General features: G+C 69.6%; 16 protein-coding genes. 13 read left to right on the top strand and 3 right to left on the bottom strand.

Annotated features, from left to right (window positions below):
* Nucleotides 1-5 precede the first annotated feature (5 nt).
* From BLU77_RS11745 to BLU77_RS11725, 5 genes are all read left to right on the top strand, one after another.
* Nucleotides 6-1,208, top strand: a complete 1,203-nt coding sequence (locus BLU77_RS11745; protein WP_217632432.1) for a sensor histidine kinase — start codon at nt 6-8, stop codon at nt 1,206-1,208.
* Entirely contained in the window at nt 1,201-1,887 is a 687-nt protein-coding gene (locus tag BLU77_RS11740; RefSeq protein WP_089773341.1) for a response regulator transcription factor, read from the top strand. Before BLU77_RS11745 ends, BLU77_RS11740 begins: the two co-directional genes overlap by 8 nt.
* Before the next feature lie 74 nt (nt 1,888-1,961).
* Nucleotides 1,962-2,384 carry a DUF6463 family protein gene (locus BLU77_RS11735; protein WP_089773340.1) on the top strand — a complete coding sequence of 141 codons (423 nt, stop codon included), beginning with the start codon at nt 1,962-1,964 and terminating at the stop codon, nt 2,382-2,384.
* Nucleotides 2,381-3,127, top strand: coding sequence for a molybdopterin-dependent oxidoreductase (locus BLU77_RS11730; protein WP_089773339.1), 747 nt, complete (start codon nt 2,381-2,383; stop codon nt 3,125-3,127). The genes BLU77_RS11735 and BLU77_RS11730 overlap by 4 nt, the downstream gene beginning before the upstream one ends.
* A 143-nt stretch (nt 3,128-3,270) precedes the next feature.
* The gene (locus tag BLU77_RS11725; protein WP_089773338.1) at nt 3,271-4,146 is read left to right on the top strand and encodes a VOC family protein; all 876 of its coding nucleotides are present in this window, start codon (nt 3,271-3,273) and stop codon (nt 4,144-4,146) included.
* A 75-nt stretch (nt 4,147-4,221) separates the two neighbouring features.
* On the opposite strand, the gene BLU77_RS11720 is transcribed toward BLU77_RS11725, so the two are convergent.
* Complete coding sequence (locus BLU77_RS11720) at nt 4,222-5,094, bottom strand: DUF817 domain-containing protein (RefSeq protein WP_245708829.1); 873 nt, start codon at nt 5,092-5,094, stop codon at nt 4,222-4,224.
* Nucleotides 5,095-5,244: 150 nt separating this feature from the next.
* Between BLU77_RS11720 and BLU77_RS11715 the strand changes: the two genes are divergently transcribed.
* The 3 genes from BLU77_RS11715 (at nt 5,245) to BLU77_RS11705 (ending at nt 6,638) form a co-directional block, all read left to right on the top strand.
* A complete protein-coding gene (locus tag BLU77_RS11715) occupies nt 5,245-5,703 on the top strand; it encodes a DUF3817 domain-containing protein (RefSeq protein ID WP_089775687.1) in 459 nt (152 codons plus the stop codon).
* 17 nt (nt 5,704-5,720) lie between these two features.
* Nucleotides 5,721-5,843: a hypothetical protein gene (locus BLU77_RS11710; protein WP_425441223.1), complete on the top strand. Its 123-nt coding sequence runs from the start codon at nt 5,721-5,723 to the stop codon at nt 5,841-5,843.
* A gap of 93 nt (nt 5,844-5,936) precedes the next feature.
* Nucleotides 5,937-6,638, top strand: coding sequence for a type III secretion system chaperone family protein (locus tag BLU77_RS11705; protein ID WP_089773337.1), 702 nt, complete (start codon nt 5,937-5,939; stop codon nt 6,636-6,638).
* Between the two features lie 10 nt (nt 6,639-6,648).
* On the opposite strand, the gene BLU77_RS11700 is transcribed toward BLU77_RS11705, so the two are convergent.
* Together BLU77_RS11700 and BLU77_RS11695 are read right to left on the bottom strand one after the other, a co-directional pair.
* Nucleotides 6,649-9,105 carry a LuxR C-terminal-related transcriptional regulator gene (locus BLU77_RS11700; protein WP_139177748.1) on the bottom strand — a complete coding sequence of 819 codons (2,457 nt, stop codon included), beginning with the start codon at nt 9,103-9,105 and terminating at the stop codon, nt 6,649-6,651.
* Between the two features lie 103 nt (nt 9,106-9,208).
* Complete coding sequence (locus BLU77_RS11695) at nt 9,209-11,890, bottom strand: LuxR family transcriptional regulator (RefSeq protein ID WP_089773335.1); 2,682 nt, start codon at nt 11,888-11,890, stop codon at nt 9,209-9,211.
* 193 nt (nt 11,891-12,083) lie between these two features.
* Here BLU77_RS11695 and BLU77_RS11690 point away from each other — a divergent pair, with 193 nt between their 5' ends.
* From BLU77_RS11690 to BLU77_RS11675, 5 genes are read left to right on the top strand one after another with little or no spacing between them, the layout of a single operon-like run.
* Nucleotides 12,084-13,649: a phage tail sheath family protein gene (locus BLU77_RS11690; protein WP_089773334.1), complete on the top strand. Its 1,566-nt coding sequence runs from the start codon at nt 12,084-12,086 to the stop codon at nt 13,647-13,649.
* 51 nt (nt 13,650-13,700) lie between these two features.
* A complete protein-coding gene (locus tag BLU77_RS11685) occupies nt 13,701-14,174 on the top strand; it encodes a phage tail protein (RefSeq protein ID WP_089773333.1) in 474 nt (157 codons plus the stop codon).
* A gap of 2 nt (nt 14,175-14,176) precedes the next feature.
* Nucleotides 14,177-14,656: a hypothetical protein gene (locus BLU77_RS11680; protein ID WP_217632431.1), complete on the top strand. Its 480-nt coding sequence runs from the start codon at nt 14,177-14,179 to the stop codon at nt 14,654-14,656.
* Nucleotides 14,657-14,663: 7 nt separating this feature from the next.
* Nucleotides 14,664-14,837 carry a DUF6760 family protein gene (locus tag BLU77_RS22105; protein ID WP_175477073.1) on the top strand — a complete coding sequence of 58 codons (174 nt, stop codon included), beginning with the start codon at nt 14,664-14,666 and terminating at the stop codon, nt 14,835-14,837.
* The gene (locus tag BLU77_RS11675; RefSeq protein WP_245708828.1) at nt 14,824-15,297 is read left to right on the top strand and encodes a phage tail protein; all 474 of its coding nucleotides are present in this window, start codon (nt 14,824-14,826) and stop codon (nt 15,295-15,297) included. Before BLU77_RS22105 ends, BLU77_RS11675 begins: the two co-directional genes overlap by 14 nt.
* The last annotated feature ends 530 nt before the right edge of the window (nt 15,298-15,827 follow it).

The following is a 15,827-nucleotide window of genomic DNA, read 5'->3' as shown; positions in this document are numbered from 1 at the left end:
GGTGCGTGTCCGCAGATGGTGTTCCGGCAGACCCCGGGCCCGGGCCGCGCTGGCTCCCGGATGTGGGGCAGATCGCCCTGGCGGCCCTGTTGGCGCTCATCCTGCTCCCGATGTCCTGGCCGTCCGTGCAGGACGCAGGAATGGGACCAGTCTGGGCCGGGCTGCTGTTCACCACCCTGAGTGCTCTGCACCTGAGTGTTGCAGCGGCGCGCCGCTGGCCGGTGCCGGCCTACGGTGTGGCCGCGTTGGCGATGCTGGTGCTGACGCTCGCGCCCGAGCTGGGAGGGGCGACGGCGGAGGCGGCCGGTGGCGCCTACGTACCGATCTTCCTTCCGAGCAGCTTCTGCTTCTTCGCGGTGCTCTATGCGGCGAGCGCACACACGCGCCGCCCGCGGCCGCAGATCGCGCTGGCGATCGGGCTGACCGGTTGCCTGGTGATGCTCGTGCGCGTGTGGGGCTACACGCTCCCCGGGGTCACCGAATGGGTCTTCCAGCTCATGCTGATCACTGCCGCCCTCGGTGGAGCGCTCTCCGCCTGGGCGCTGGGTCGGTTCCGAGCCGTGCGGTCGGCCTGGGTGGCCGAGCTGGCTGCCCGCGCGGCAGCGGACGAACGCCGGCGCATCGCCCGGGAGATGCACGATGTGGTGGCCCACTCGCTGGCCGTCGTGGTCAGCCATGCCGAGGCCGGCCGGATGGTAGTGGTCCGCCACCCGGAGCAGGCCTCGGCGATCCTCGACACCATCAGCGGTACCGGCCGTGAGGCGCTTGATGAGATGCGCGGGCTGCTCGGAGTGCTGCGCGACGAAACGCCGTCGACGAGCTCCCAGCCCGGACTCGATGAACTTCCGGCCCTGGTGGAGAGAGTGCGGGAAGCCGGGCTGCCGGTCGAGTACTCCGGTTCCGTGCCAGCTGGCGGGTCACCGACTGTCGCACTCACGGCCTACCGGTTGGTGCAGGAGGCCCTGACGAACGTCGCCCGCCATGCCGGGCCGGGAGCTTCTGCCCGGGTGCGGCTGGTGGCGAGCAGCGGTCAGTGCATCGTCGAAGTGAGCGATGACGGTGTCCATAGCGAACCGGCCGAACCGGGGCGTGGGCTCACCGGGATGCGCGAACGCGTCGACGCTGTGGGGGGCGAGCTGGAGTACGGGCCCACTGAGGACGGGTGGCGGGTATGGGCGAGACTGCCGTGGGGAGGACGTGATGGATGAGGATGGAGCCGGGACCGGCGATCAGATCCGGGTCCTTGTCGTCGACGACCAGGAGCTGATGCGGTCCGCGCTGCGGATGATGGTGCAGAGCCAGCCGGACCTGACCCTGGTGGGTGAGGGGGCCGACGGGCATGACGCTCTCGCGTTGGTCCGCCGGCACAGGGTGGATGTGGTGCTGATGGACATCCGGATGCCACGCCTGGACGGGATCGAGGCGACGAAGATCATCGCCGAGGAGCAGCCCCGGACGCGGGTGCTCGCGCTGACCACCTTCGACCTCGATGAGTACGCCTTTCCTGCGCTGCGCGCCGGGGCGAGCGGATTCCTGCTCAAGGATGCGCGCGCGGAGGACGTCGTCGCGGCGATCCGTACGGTGCACGCCGGCCACGGGGTTGTTGCGCCCTCGACCACGCGACGGCTGATCGAGCACGTCGCGACCTCGGTGCCGGAGGGTGCAGGCCGCGCTGCGGCGATCCGTGAGTGCCTCACCCCGCGTGAGCTCGAGATGCTGCTCGAGCTGGCCACCGGGGACAGCAATGCTGAGATCGCCCGGCGGATCCACCTCTCGGAGGCGACCGTGAAGACCCATGTGGGGCACGTGCTCAGCAAGCTCCGGCTGCGTGACCGGGTGCAGGCCGTCGTCCTGGCCTACGAGACGGGCCTGGTCCGGCCCCGCTGACTTCATCCTCCAGGATGAGGTGGTCGGGACTTCAGGGCGATATCAGCGCCCGACGGCGGACGCACAGTGGGTGCATGACCTCACCGACCGTCGCTCGTCCCGTCAGTGGCCGCCGCTCACGACTCGACGCCTGGATCCCGCACCTCACCCTGGCCACTGCCGCCCTGCACCTGCTGCTGGGCGTCGTCAACGCGCTGCCGCAGTGGCGTGGCATCATCGGCGACGGCGTCTGGGACTCGGTGCCGCCCCAGGACGACTCCCGCTCATCGGCCCTGTGGTTCATGGTCAGTGGTGTGGGCCTGGCGGGGATGGGCCTGCTGGCCCGGCGGCTGGTCCGCACGACCGGCCGAATCCCGCCCGAGCTCGGATGGCTACTGCTCGCGGGCGGGGTTCCGGTGGCGGTGATGCAGCCGGCCTCCGGGGGATGGTTGCTGATCGGGCTTGGCGTGGTCGCGATCCTGAACGCCACGCGAAGCGCTGAGGGAGTCTCGTCATGAGATCGAGATCGGGGACGGATCCAGCCCCGAAGGGACGGCCCATCCGGGAGGTCGAGTTGCCACCCGGCCAGCGTCTCGTCGGTGGGTTCCCCCGGTTCGGCACCCACCTGCACGAACCGCCGCCGCCGATCCCGCCCGAGCCGGCGATCACGATCACTGGTGCGGTCGTGGCCGACCACTCGGTCCTGCTGACGGACCTGGACGGTCTGTCGCAGGTCGAGCGCACCGAGGACTTCCACTGTGTCGCCGGCTGGTCCGCGGCCGGAGTGTGCTGGGGTGGTGTCCCCTTCGCCACCTTCTACCGCGCGGTGATCGAGCCCCGACTGACTGCGCCGGCGACGCACCTGGGCTTTCGGGGGTACGACGACTTCGCCTCGGTCGTTCAGCTGGAGGATGCCCTCGCCGACGATGTCCTCCTCGCGACCCGGCTCGATCAGAAGCCGCTGACCCCGATGCACGGCGCACCCGTGCGGCTGGTCAGTCCCAGCCAGTACGGATTCGTCAGCACCAAGCACCTGGCGAGGATCGAGGTGCACGCGTCCCGTCCGCGCCGCGAGGATCCCTACGACGTGCTCACCCGCGAACATCCCCGTGCCCGGGTCTGGCAGGAGGAGCGCCACGCGTGGTTCTCGGGGCAGGTGATGCGCCGGATCTACCGGCCGCTCATCCGCCCCATCCTCCGGCTCAGTGCGCGCGGCCTCACCGGCCAGGACCGCAGGGCCGACGGCGGCGAACGGCCGTGACGCTTCTCCACCAGTGGTCCCCAGAATTGCACGTCGATGTGGCGATATAGCAGTCGCCACATCGACGTTCGACGTGGGGGAGGGGTTGTCGAGCGGCAGCTTCTGTGCGATAGTTGAAGGATCAACTATGTGAGGTGAGCAGAATGACCGACCGACTGGCACAGGACACCGCGATGGGTACGGTGGATCTGCTCGTGCGCGACCTGGACGCGATGATCGCCTACTACGCCACCGGCATCGGCCTGGACGTGATCGAGCACGCCGGGCCCACCGCCGTCCTCGGCCGTGGCAGTACACCGATCATGCGGATGCGCGCCGAGCGCGACCTGCCGACCTTCTCCCGCCGCGACGCCGGCCTGTTCCACACCGCCATCCTGTTCGCCGACCAGGCCAGCCTGGCTCAGGCGCTGGTCAGCGTGGCCGGCTACGCTCCGACCAGCTTCACCGGATCGGCCGACCACCTGGTCTCCGAGGCGTTCTACTTCGACGACCCCGAGGGCAACGGCGTGGAGCTGTACGTGGATCGCCCCCGCGAGCAGTGGACCCGCACCGCCGGCGGAGGCGTGCAGATGGACTCCCTTCCACTGGACCCGAACGCCTTCGTGCGCGAGCACGTCGCTCCGGCCACTCCGGCCCCGGTGGGCGAGCAGGCGCTGATACCGGACGCCGTCATCGGGCACGTGCACCTGCAGGTGGGCGACATCCCGACGGCGCGGGCCTTCTACGTGGACACGCTCGGCTTCGAGGTGATGGCGACCTTCGGGCGGCAGGCCCTGTTCATCGCTGCCGGCGGCTACCACCACCACATCGGGATGAACACCTGGAACTCCGCCGGCGCCGGGCCGCGCGCCGCCTCGCTCGGGCTCGGACAGGTGAGCATCGACGTCCCCACCATCGACGAGATCGTCGCGCTGCAGGACCGGCTGCGGCACGCCGGGATCCAGGGTCGCCACGACGGCCGGACACTGCGCTTCGAGGACCCGTGGAACACGCTCATCGAGGTGAGCCCCGCGGCGTGACCCTGTGGGGTGCGTTTCCGTCGCGCATGCGCACGATCACGACGGCAACGCACCCCATGCCATCGCGGGCCGGGCTCAGCGTGCCTGCACCGACGGCGTCACCTCGGGTTCGCCGTAGAACCTGCCCTCGCGCATCTTCACGGCCGCCACCAGCACGAAGCTCAGGCTCACCAGCAGTGCCCACGATCCCCACTTGCCGGCGTGCACCATCTCCCAGATCTGCGCCTGGTTCGGGTAGGCCCACGCGCCCAGGAACGTGGCGGCGTTCTCGGCCACCCAGAGGAAGAACCCGATCAGTACGAAGCTCACGCTCAGCGGGAGCCGATACCGCCGCGGGCCCACCGTGAAGGACACCCGCGAGCGCCACAGCACCAGCACGAATCCGGCGGCGATCACCCAACGCAGGTCCACGGTCACGTGGTGGGTGAAGAAGTTCAGGTAGGCCGCGGCGGCGAGCAGCACGGTCGGCACCACCGGGAAGTGGTTCACCCGCAGATTGAACCGGCGGAACGCCTGGCAGATGTAGGACCCCACCGCCGCGTACATGAATCCCGAGTACAGCGGCACCCCGGCCACCCGGAGCACCCCGTCATCGGGGTAGGACCAGGAACCGATCGAGACCTTGAAGACCTCCAGGGCCAGCCCGATCAGGTGGAACGCACCGATCACGGCCACTTCTCGGCCGGTCTCCAGCTTGAGCAGGTAGAAGATCCCGGTGAGCGCGAGCGCATAGATCAGCAGGGCGTCGTAGCGGGGGATCGGCAGGTCCACCACGGAGGTGAGCGCGAGGCCGGCGAAGATCGCGATCGGGAACAGGCAGCACTGCACCTCGATCCAGGCGAACCGGAACAATTGCCCGACGGCGAAGGTCGCCTTCCTGCCGACGGTGACCTCCGCCGTCGGGACGGGCAGGGCAGGTGGCTGTGGACCGGTGGATTCGCTGCTCACCCGTCGAGGGTGTCAGTGGCCACGGGTGAATCGAGCCGGCTCGGGTGGACCTGCGCGCACCTTTCACGTGATCTGCCCGTCCTCCGCCGTTCCTTCACGACTGGGTCGAAGGTCCTGGGGTTGGGTCGGCGGATCGGTGAGAATGGGGAGGTGAGATCCCTCGGACCCGGCCGCCTGCACCGCATCCTCGCCGACGCCGAGGCGGTGACCTGGGCGCTGCTGCTGATCGGGATGGCGCTGAAGTACCTCACCCGCACCACGGACCTGGGCGTCACGATCGCCGGGCCGATCCACGGGTTCGTCTTCCTTGCCTACTGCGTGGCCACCGTGGTGGTGGCGATCGACCAGCGATGGAGCCGAGGGACCGCCGTGCTCGGCCTGCTCAGTGCCGTCCCCCCGTTCGTCACCATCCCGTTCGGCCGCTGGGTGCAGCGGCGTGGCCTGGTCGGGGAGCGCTGGCGGGTGCTCGGCGGTGGCGCCGGCACGCCGATCGAGCGCGGGCTCGCCGCGGTGCTGCGCCGCCCGGTGCGGTTCGCGCTGGTGGCGATGCTCCTGGTGGCGGCCGTCTTCCGCGTGCTGCTGTGGATCGGCCCGCCGGGGGGTGCCTGAAGCACGCCGATGCTGAGGTGACGAGTGAGGTACGTGCGGCAAGCGACGCCGACACCCGTCGCTTCTACGAACGGCACGGCTTCATGAACATCGAACCCGGTCGGGACTACCGGATGCTCTGCTACGTGCGCGAGCTGTGACCAGGGGAGTTCTGCCCTGCATCGGGCGCGGCTCGGGCGGCTCGGCGTTGCTACTCTGCCCGCGACGGTTCGACGAGCGAGGGGAGTGCGCAGATGGACGAGGGCTCATGGGAGGCGCTGTTCACCGTGCTCATATGGATCCTGATCCCCGGGATCGTCGTGGTCATCATCGTCGTCGGGATGCGCAACGCGAAGAAGCGCCGCGAGTTCCTGATGCGCTGGGCGGCCGGCCGGGGGTGGAACTACAGCCGGTCGGGGCGGCACATGGTGGGCCGCTGGCAGAGCCCGCCGTTCGGGCGTGGCAACTCCCGCAGGGCGGAGAACGTGCTGACCGGTACGTTCCACGGCCAGAACGTGGTCTCGATGACCTATCAGTACTCCACGGGATCAGGGAAGAACCGCAGCACCCATTACTTCCACGTGCTCGCCCTGCACCTGCCGGCACCGTTGCCGTGGTTGCAGCTGAGTCCGGAGCACCTGGGCACCTCGATCGCGAAGTTCTTCGGCGGTCAGGACGTGGAGTTCGAGTCCAGCGCGTTCAACGACGCGTGGCGGGTGAAGGGGCCGGAAGGGCAGTACCCGTACGACGTGATCCACCCGCGGATGATGGAACGGCTGCTGCAGCCGGACGCTATCGGCCGGTCGATCTCGATCGAGGGCCCAGACATCCTGCTGCATGTCTCCGGGCGGCAGCAGGTGCAGATGATCGACCTGTACCTGAACCTGCTGTACGGGATCTCCGAGCTGATCCCGCGGCACGTGTGGTTGCGGGTGGGGCACGACCCGGGGGTGTGAAGCTCCGCAGTCACCGGTCGGCGGCCGTCAGGGCTCCGGAGAGGCCCTCGCGCGTGTGGACCCGGAGCTTCCGGTAGGCGCCGGCGAGGTGGGAGTCGACCGTGCGGACCGACAGCACCAGTCGCTGCGCGATCGCCTTGCTGGTCATGCCACCGGCCGCGAGGGCCGCGACCTCGCGCTCGCGTCGGGTCAGACGGGTGGGCTTGACCACGACCGGGAGGATCACGCCGAGCTCCCGGAGGTGCTCGGCAGTGTCGCTGACCGCGCGGGCTCGGTTCCCGAGGATCGCCCTGAGATGGGCGACCACGGCCTCGTTGCGGCGTCCGTCGACATGCTCGGCGAGCGCCGCCACCCGTTCTGCGAGTGGTACGCCGATCACTGCCTGCGCAGCCGACGGGCCGGCGACCACGACCAGCCGGTGCATCGCCTCGAGCTCGATGGCGTGCTGGTGGTCGCGTGCGGCGGCTTCCATCAGACGCGCCGTGACCTCCGTGACGCTCGGGTCCCGCAGCCAGATGAGGGCATCGACGACATGCAGGTCCAGGTAGGCGCCGGTCACGTAGGAGCAGCGCCGGGGAGTCGTCGCCAGCTCGCTGAGCAGCGCTCGGGCCGCCACGCCGTCGCCCGAGGCTGCGGCCACCTTCGCCTCCTGCGCAAGGCTGTATGCCACGACTCCCAGGGTGTCGCGCACCCGCAGCCGGACGTTCGCCGCTCGCAGCTCCCGCCGGGCGGTGGCCCAGTCACCGCGGGCGGATGCCACCGTCCCGCGGCGCAGGTGCCACCCCACCATGTCGACGTCGGTGCCGGCGACCGGTTCGGTGCGTTCGGCCGCGTCCGTCTCCCCGGTGAGCACGAGCAGGAAGAACCTGAGCAGGGTGAACGACCCTGGGTCCCATCCCCGCAGCACACGGTCGCTGGAGACCACAGGGAGGAATCGCTCGAACAGTGCCGTGGCAGACCCGGAACGGCCGGCCAGGGCGAGGGCGATCGACGCCGGTCCGACGAGCTGGACCACCTGCTCCGGGTGGGGGCTGTGCTGCAACCGGCTCCACGCCTCGTCCAGCATCTCGGGATGCCGACCCGCCCACGCCAGGTGCGCCAGCCGGAGCGACTCGACGTTCGTCAACGCCTGCGCGACCAGACTGTTCGCCTGCGCCGTCGGGCGCAGCCAGCGTGCTGTCGAGCTGAGCACGCTGAGGGTCGCCTCGGGGTCGGTGGCGAGAAAGTGCCGCACTGTCGTCTCGTGCCGGATGGCCGGTAGGTAGGCGTCGAGGACCTCTGCTCCGGACTCGTCGGTCAGGATCATGGCGGAGCGTGCCGTCGCGAGATCGGACAGTGCGGCGTCGATGTCGCCCAGGCGCAGGTGCGCTGTGGCACGCGCGGTCAAGAGTTTGATCGTGCTGATCGGGTCGATTCCCTGCTGCAGCACCGCTCCGGTCAGCTCGACGGCGGTCTGCGGCTCGTCCGCCCGCACCACGTGGTGGCACGCCCGCAGCAACTCGGGCAGCGGGACGGGGATCTCGGCCCTGACCCTGCTGCAGACGGATCGCACAAGATCCTGCGGACCGGTCGGAACCGGTGTGGTCTGCCCGCCGGCGATGAGGTCGTGGCGGCGGGTGGTCGAGACCTGGGCGGCGATGGCGTCCGCGCGCAGCGGGTGGGTCACCTCCAGGTGCGACTGGCCACCCATCCCCGGGCCGGTCGGCCCGGGTCGCAGCAGCCCGCGGCGAAGTAGTCGCCGGCGTACCTCGTGCGGCACGGTCGCTGCGGTGATCACGCCGGCCACGGCGGCGCGTTCGACGGCATCGCGCTCGGCCTCCGTCAGGGCGCCGAGGTCGTGGAAGGCCGCCTCGATCATCCGGTCCGTCAGCGTCGGGATGCCGGTCCACACCCAGACGCCGTCGTGGGCGAACAGATCGCCGCGCTGCTGATGGTCACGGACCAGCTCGCTCAGGTAGAAAGGGTTGCCGCGCGAGGCCAACCACAGCCGGTGTACCGCGTCGGCGGTGGGAAATCCGCCGAGCATCTCGGTGAGCATTGTCTCGGTCTGTGTCGCGTTCATCGGCGCGACGCGGATGGTGACCGCGTCCCGCAGACCCGTGAGCGCGGTCAGCTCGCTCGGGTGAGCGCTGTGGCTGGCCACGACCGCGACGTCGGCTCGGTGGGTCACGAGGGCGATAGCGGCCAGGACGGTGTCCTCGAGCAGGTGGGCGTCCTCGAGCCGGAGCAGTGCTCTGCCGGCGGGGGGCAACATGAGCCAGTCCTGCAGCGCCGCGGCCCCGGCCTCGACGCCGTCCCGCGCACCTGCCTCGCCGACCAGGCGTTGCCACGACGCAGTGCCGCCAGTACCGGCGGTGAGGTCGATGAGGGTCCAGGCAGGGGGGAGGCCGTCGCGCAGCGCTGTGGTGATCAGGTGGGTCTTGCCCGTCCCGGCCTCCCCATGGACAACGACGGAGCGTCCGGCCATGAGCGCGTCCCGGACGGAGGCCGGTCGTGCCGGTGGGCCTGTCTGCGCGGTCGGGGCGGACGGTGTGGACGGTCGCGGGCGAGGCGCCGCGGCCTCGTGGGTGTCAGCGGAGCGCATAGGTCAGTTCTTCCCTGCTGGAGACGCCAAGCTTGGCGAAGACGCTGGCGAGGTGGCTGTCGACGGTACGGCTGGAGACCCCGAGCCGGGTGGCGATGGTGCGGCTCGTCAGGCGGGCTCGGGCGAGCGCGGCGACCTCACGCTCACGGGGAGTGAGACCGTGCGAGCGTGGTCCTGGTGGCAGCCACAGGCCCCGTTCGTTGAGATCGCGTTCGGCGATGCCGGCCAGGTCGGTGTCGGCATCGGCCAGGGCTTCGGCGTGGGCGGCGAGGGCGCTGGCGCGTGGTGAGGCGAGGTCCTGGCGGAGCTGGCGGATGCGGTCCAGCACGCCGTCGTAGGGAAGGTGCGCGGAGCGCAGGTCGAGCAGGAGCGACCGGTGCAGCGCCTCCATCTCGATACGCGCCAGTCCGGACAGTCGAGCCCAGGAGGCGAGGGCTCGTGCGGCTTGGGGCAGCGACGGCGAGCGGAGCCAGAGCATGGTGTCGAGCCGCAGCAGGCGCAGTTCGCCACTCAGCACTGCCGTCTGGCTTCGGGGCATGCTTCGGATGCTGGTGAGCAGTTCCTGCGCCTGCACCCGCTCGCCCCCGGCGGCCGCGGCCAATGCTTCGACCGCACGTGCGTAGGCGTCGATCCCGGGAGGTGCAAGCAGGTCACGATGATCGCGTCCCTTCCGCAACCGGTGCTGTGCCCGTGACCAGGCGCCGCGCGCGGCTGCGGTCAAGCCTGCGCCGACGTGTACGTCCAACCACCTGGCGCCCGCCCGAGGCGAGTCGAACCGGGTCGGTGCGAGGGCCTCGAGCTCGTCGATCTCTCCTGCCGCCAGGTGAGCGAGGACCTGCAGTGCGGCGAGCTCGTCCGCCGCCTCGCCGCGGGCGTCCGATCCTGCCGAAATCGCGGAGCGATAGCGGGCAGCGATGCTCCAGGCGTCGTCGAACTGACCGGCCTGGAGCAGGCCCATCCCGGTGGGGTAGACGAGCGGGAGGACCAACCTCGGGTCGCCGATCTCGTTCAGCAGGGTGAGGGAGCGGGTACGGGCGTCGCGGTGCCTGCCGGCGTAGCCGAGGTGGCGCAGTCGGGACACCTCGAGCTCGACGCGTGGACCGTCGGCGTGCTCGGGCACCGGCAGCTCGGACATCCACTGGTTCGCCTCGGCGAGAGAGCTCAGCGCGGCGTCGAGGTCGTCCTGATCGTGCTGCTCGAGATCGGCACGCAGCCGTGCGGCTGTGAGCACGAGGGTGGGCAGGCGTGCATCAGTGGGGGCAGCGGCGACGGCGCCACGCAGCTGCGGGAGAAGGGCAGCGATGTCATCCAGTGCGGCGTCGGCGTCGGAGAGGAGGCGGTGTGCCTCGGCTCGATCGAGCAGCAGGCTGATCGTCTCGATCGTGCTCAGGCGGTTGCTCCCGGTGGGGCCGAACGCGGCATCCACGAGCGAGACCACCTCATCCGGACGGTGATGGGAGAACGCTTCGGCCACCGCACCGCGGATGGTCGGATACCCCAGTGGCCATCCCTGCGAGAGCATCAGGAGCACCGCCTGGCGTCCGAGGACGCCTCCGCCCCCTCCATGACCGGTAGCGTGGCGCAGGATCGCCAGCCGTTGATCGTGCGGCATCGTGCTGAGCAGCGCCTCGCGCAGCAGGTTGTGGGCGGGTTCGACCATCAGCTCCGGGAGGCGTTCGGCCGGTCGCGTGCGGATCAGGCCGCGCTGCAGGAGGCCTTCGACCGTGCCCCGGTCGATACTGTCGCGGAGTGTCCCGAGCGTGAGCGGGCCCAGCAGCGCCAGAGTTCGGAGGGCGTGCAACGCGTTCTCGCTGAGGTCGGCCAGCTCGGTGGTGGCGACTGCCAGCAAGGCGGGTGCCGGTTCCGGCATGACAGTGAGGGAGCGGACCGGTCGATCGGCCGTGAGCCCACCCGCTGCGTTCAAGCTGACGGCGAGCTCACGCAGATGGAGCGCGTTGCCGCCGCTGCGACTCCACAGGTAGTGCAGGATGCCGGGGGCGACCGGGCTGCCGAGCATCGAGGTCAGAAGGCCCTCGATCTCGTGGGCGGGGAGCGTATGGATGTCGAGCCGGTCGAGGATCGCGTCGTGCCACAGGTTGTACCAAGGGGCGGTGGCGGCGGCATGGGGGCGGGCCGTCGCCACGAGGGTGAGGTGGCCACGTCGAGCCAGCTCGGCGATCACGGCGGCACTGGCGTCGTCGAGGAGGTGCGCTCCGTCGACCCGCAGCAGTGGCGGGCACCGACCCGAGCTCGCGGGCGTGAGTTGCTGCCGCACGACGACTGCGGCCTCGCTGGCGGTGGCGGGGCGGCGCGTGAGGCTGAGCAGGTGGACCAACCCCTCGAACGCGGTGGTCAGGGGCGTCGTCGGTGGTGGCGGGAGTGACGGGCTCGCGATCTCGTCCGGGTATCCCTCTCCGATCAGCGCTCGGGAGACCAGGTGCGACTTGCCGACGCCGGCCTCGCCGAAGACGAGGGTCCCTCGTCCGGCGTGCAGCGAGCGCACGAGCTGGTGGACCTGCTCGATCTGCTGGGCCGGCGCGTGGTCGGCAGCGGCGCTGGGGGTGCCCGCACTCGACGCACCAGCCACCTCACGTGATCGAGTGCTCAGGGCGTGGGCGCTGGTGAGCGTGCCGCGGTCGTCGTGATCTGGCTCACCTGTCACAGGCATCGACCCTAGGGAAACGTTGAACGGTTGTACACATCTGGTCGGGTCTACCGGCGAAACTTCGGTACCGATTACCGATGGCCCCGTGCAGGGCGGTTCCTACGCTGACGGCGGAGCGGGGCTCGAGAACGTGCCGCCGACGGCAGCAAATCGGGACCCGTACCAGCGTCGGTTCCGCCCTACCAAAGGATGTCCAGTGCCCACGTACACAGCGCCCGGCGTCTACGTCGAAGAGGTCCCGTCCTCGCAGAAGGTCCTGACCGCCGCGCCGACTGCGGTGACCGCGTTCGTCGGATTCACCCAGACGGCTCCCTCGGACCCTGAGGATCCGCAGGGTCTCGCGCCCCGGCTGGTCACCAGCTGGTCGCAATACGAGAGCATGTACGGCGGATTCGTCGACGGGGCGATGCTGCCGTTGGCGGTCTATGGCTACTTCCTCAATGGCGGCTCCCTCGCCTACATCGTGCGGGTACCGAACGCCGAACCGTCGGGAGAGGCGGCCACGCGTGCGCTGCCGGCTGCTGATCGTGCGCTGGGCATGCCGTTGACAGTGGAGTCGATCGCCCCAGATGCCGACCTCACGATCGCGATCGAGTCCGCCGACGCCCCGGACGATCTCGAGGGGCCGACACCGTTCTCGCTGACCGTGCTGGAGAACGACGAGGTCGTCGAGCGTTTCTCCGATCTCACCTTCGGGGGCCCGCGCGACGCCGCCACGATCGTGAACGAGGGATCGACGAAGGTGAAGGTGAAGGTCGACCTCGCTACCGACGTCACCCTCGAGGACCAGCTCGAGCTGCTCAAGCCAGGCGCGTACCAGCTGGAGAAGGCCGCCCCGGTGAGCGTGCCCGTCTCACCGCGCAAGTTCGCCGGTTCCGAGTCGGCCCGCACTGGCATCAATGGCCTCGCGCTCGCCGAGGACGTCACCATCGTCACCGTTCCCGACCTGGTCACTGCGGCCACCAAGGAGGACGGCTCGCTCGACCTGGGCATGTGGAAGGCGGTGCAGACGGCACTGATCGCCCACTGCGAGCAGCATTCCAACCGGATAGCGCTGCTCGACGCTCCCCCCGGGCTGAGCCCGCAGGCCGTGCGTGACTGGCGTGCGGACGCCGCCCAGTACGACTCGGGCTTCGCCGCGCTCTACTACCCATGGATCAAGGTCGACAACCCGACGGGCAGCAACGGAACAGCGGAGATCCTGATCCCACCGTCGGGGCACGTCGCCGGGGTCTGGGCTCGCACCGACGAGAGTCGTGGGGTCTGGAAGGCGCCCGCCAACGACACGATTCGTGGGGTGCTGGACGTCGAGCAGAGCATCACGCAGAACGAACAGTCGATCCTCAACCCGATCGGGATCAACGCGATTCGGCCGTTCGGTATCCGCGGCATTCGGATCTGGGGTGCGCGGACGATGTCCTCCGACACCGACTGGCAGTACCTCAACGTACGGCGCCTGTTCAACATGGTGGAGTCGACCATTCTCGAGGGGACGCAATGGGCGGTCTTCGAGCCCAACGACACTGCGCTGTGGGAGGGCGTCAAGCGGACTCTCACGGGATTCCTGCACGGGCTGTGGCAGGAAGGCGCCTTATTCGGGGCCACCCCGGACCAGGCGTTCTTCGTCCGGTGCGACGAGACGACGAACCCGCCGGAGTCCATCGATGCGGGCAAGCTCGTCGTCGAGGTGGGCCTCGCGCCGGTCAAGCCCGCCGAGTTCGTCATCTTCCGCGTCAGTCAGAACAAGCTGAGTGCCTCCTGACGGCCGCGTCGCCCTTGACCCGAGCTTGACCCCATTCTGAGGAGCAAACCCATGGCTGGCCTGTTCACCGCCGACCCGATCATCACGCAGAACTTTTTCCTGGAGATCGACGGCAAGGTCGTCTCCGCGCTCATGACCGTCTCCGGGCTCGACGTCGAAGTCGGCGTCGGGAAGTCCACCCAGATCGGCGAGAAGGGACAGAAGCAGCAGGTGAAGTTCCTCGGCCAGACCGTCGAGGTTTCCGACCTGTCACTGACCCGCGTGGCCCCGGCGGACATCGACAACGACGAGCTCTGGAAGTGGTTCAAGAAGGTCCGCGAAGGTGGGCTGGCTGGCGAACGCGCCAGCAACCGCAAGAACGGATCAGTCGTCCTCTACGACGCTGCGAGCACGGAGGTCGCCAGGTTCAACTTCTTCAACGGCTGGCCGAGCAAGATCGCGACCGATCAGTTGTCCGTGGATGGATCGGATGCACTGAAAGAGACGATCACGATCGTCATCGAACGGCTCGAACGGATCAAGTAGGCGTGCGTACCAGTTATGAGTTCACGCTGCCGCGTGGCTATGTCGACGATCACGGCACTGTCCATCGCGGGGGCACGATGCGGCTCGCGACCGCGCGTGACGAGCTCGAACCGCTCCGCGATCCGACGATCACGGGATCGGACGACCCGCGACTGACCGTGCTGGTGCTGGCCCGCGTGGTCGAGCAGCTCGGATCGCTCGAGCTCGTCACGCCGCACGAGGTCGAAGGGCTGTTCGCGGCGGACCTGGCGTTTCTGCAGGACTTCTACGGCGTAATCAACTTCGGCACCGAAGCAGAGTTCGACGAGTTCGTCGCGGCCCATGCGGTGACCGAGCGGTCCGTGCCACCCTCGGAACCGACGGGGGTGGCGGAGCCTGCTGCCGACGGTCCCGAGCTGCAGTCGAGGATCGACGCGGAAGGCGCCGGCAGGCATCGGCCACGGCGATCCGCCATCGAGGAGATCCCCGGCGAGACCGGGTGATCGTCCGATGTTGCACTATCCGCCGGATGCGCTCTGGCAGGAGATCGCTTACCTCGCTTATCACCTGCACTGGCCGCTCGAGGAGTTGCTGGACCTCGAGCACCTCGACCGGGTGCGGATGGTCCGTGCGGTCTCGGCAATGAACGAACACGCGTGGGAGATGGTCCGTGAGAACGCCTGACCTGGCGCCGCTCGGAGGCGAGCCGTCGACGTCGAGCCGTTTCCTCTTCGAGGTGGACGGTGTGGAGATCGGCACGTTCCGGGAGGTCTCGGGACTGCAGCTGGACGTGGCCGTCGAGGAGTACGTCGAGGGTGGTCAGAACTCCTACGTGCATCAGCTCCCGGGTGTGATGCGGTGGCCCCATCTGGTGTTCACTCGCGGGCTGGTGCAGTCCGACGCGTTGTTCACCTGGGTGGCGAAGAGCTCGGGGGCGGGCTTCGCCGGCAACGACAACGTGCTGACGCGCGCCACCGGGGCCGTCACGGTCATCAACCACACCGGCGACCGGATGCGATCGTGGGAGCTGGAGGGTGTGTTCGCCGTGAGCTGGAGCGGGCCGCAGCTGCTTGCCGACTCGGATGCACCGCTGAACGAGACCCTTGAGGTCGCACACAACGGATTCCGTGCGGTGACGGCATGACTGGGGCGCCGGAGCCGGCAGCGACGCAGAAACCGGACCAGACGGATCTGCCCCTGCCCGGCGAGACCTCGATGGGTGGGCAGATCGCGGAGCGCTATCGACATGCTGGCCCCTGGGGTGGGCCTCGCCCGAGCAAGATCGGGGCACTGGCCGCATCCTCGATGCGGTTCGTCAGCGGATGGGGCCGGCCGGGCGCCGTACGTCGGGCACTGGCCACGGCTGGGTCCTCCCGCAGCGCGGACGTCGGTGAGCGTGAGTCCGGGGTGAGGCCACCCCGGTGGTGGTTCGGCGGCACCCGGGCGGACCGCCCATTGCCCGCCCGTGGTCTCCGGCGGGCCGTGGGTCCCGTTCCGGACGAGGCGTCGCACCGGCCCGGCCGTATCCCGGCCACCATGACGGCGCAGGCGGTTCCGATGCAGCTGCCCGAAGAGGTCGCAGCAGTCGGCCGGATGACCACCCCCGCCGACGCCCGCGCCCGCCGGGTGGTGCGCCGACGCCCACGGTCCGCCGCCAGCGGACGCCAGCGTGGG

The sequence above is a fragment of the Ruania alba genome, assembly GCF_900105765.1.
Classification (GTDB): domain Bacteria; phylum Actinomycetota; class Actinomycetes; order Actinomycetales; family Beutenbergiaceae; genus Ruania; species Ruania alba.
Note: the sequence above shows the minus strand (reverse complement) of the source record. Positions and strands in the feature narration are given on the sequence as shown.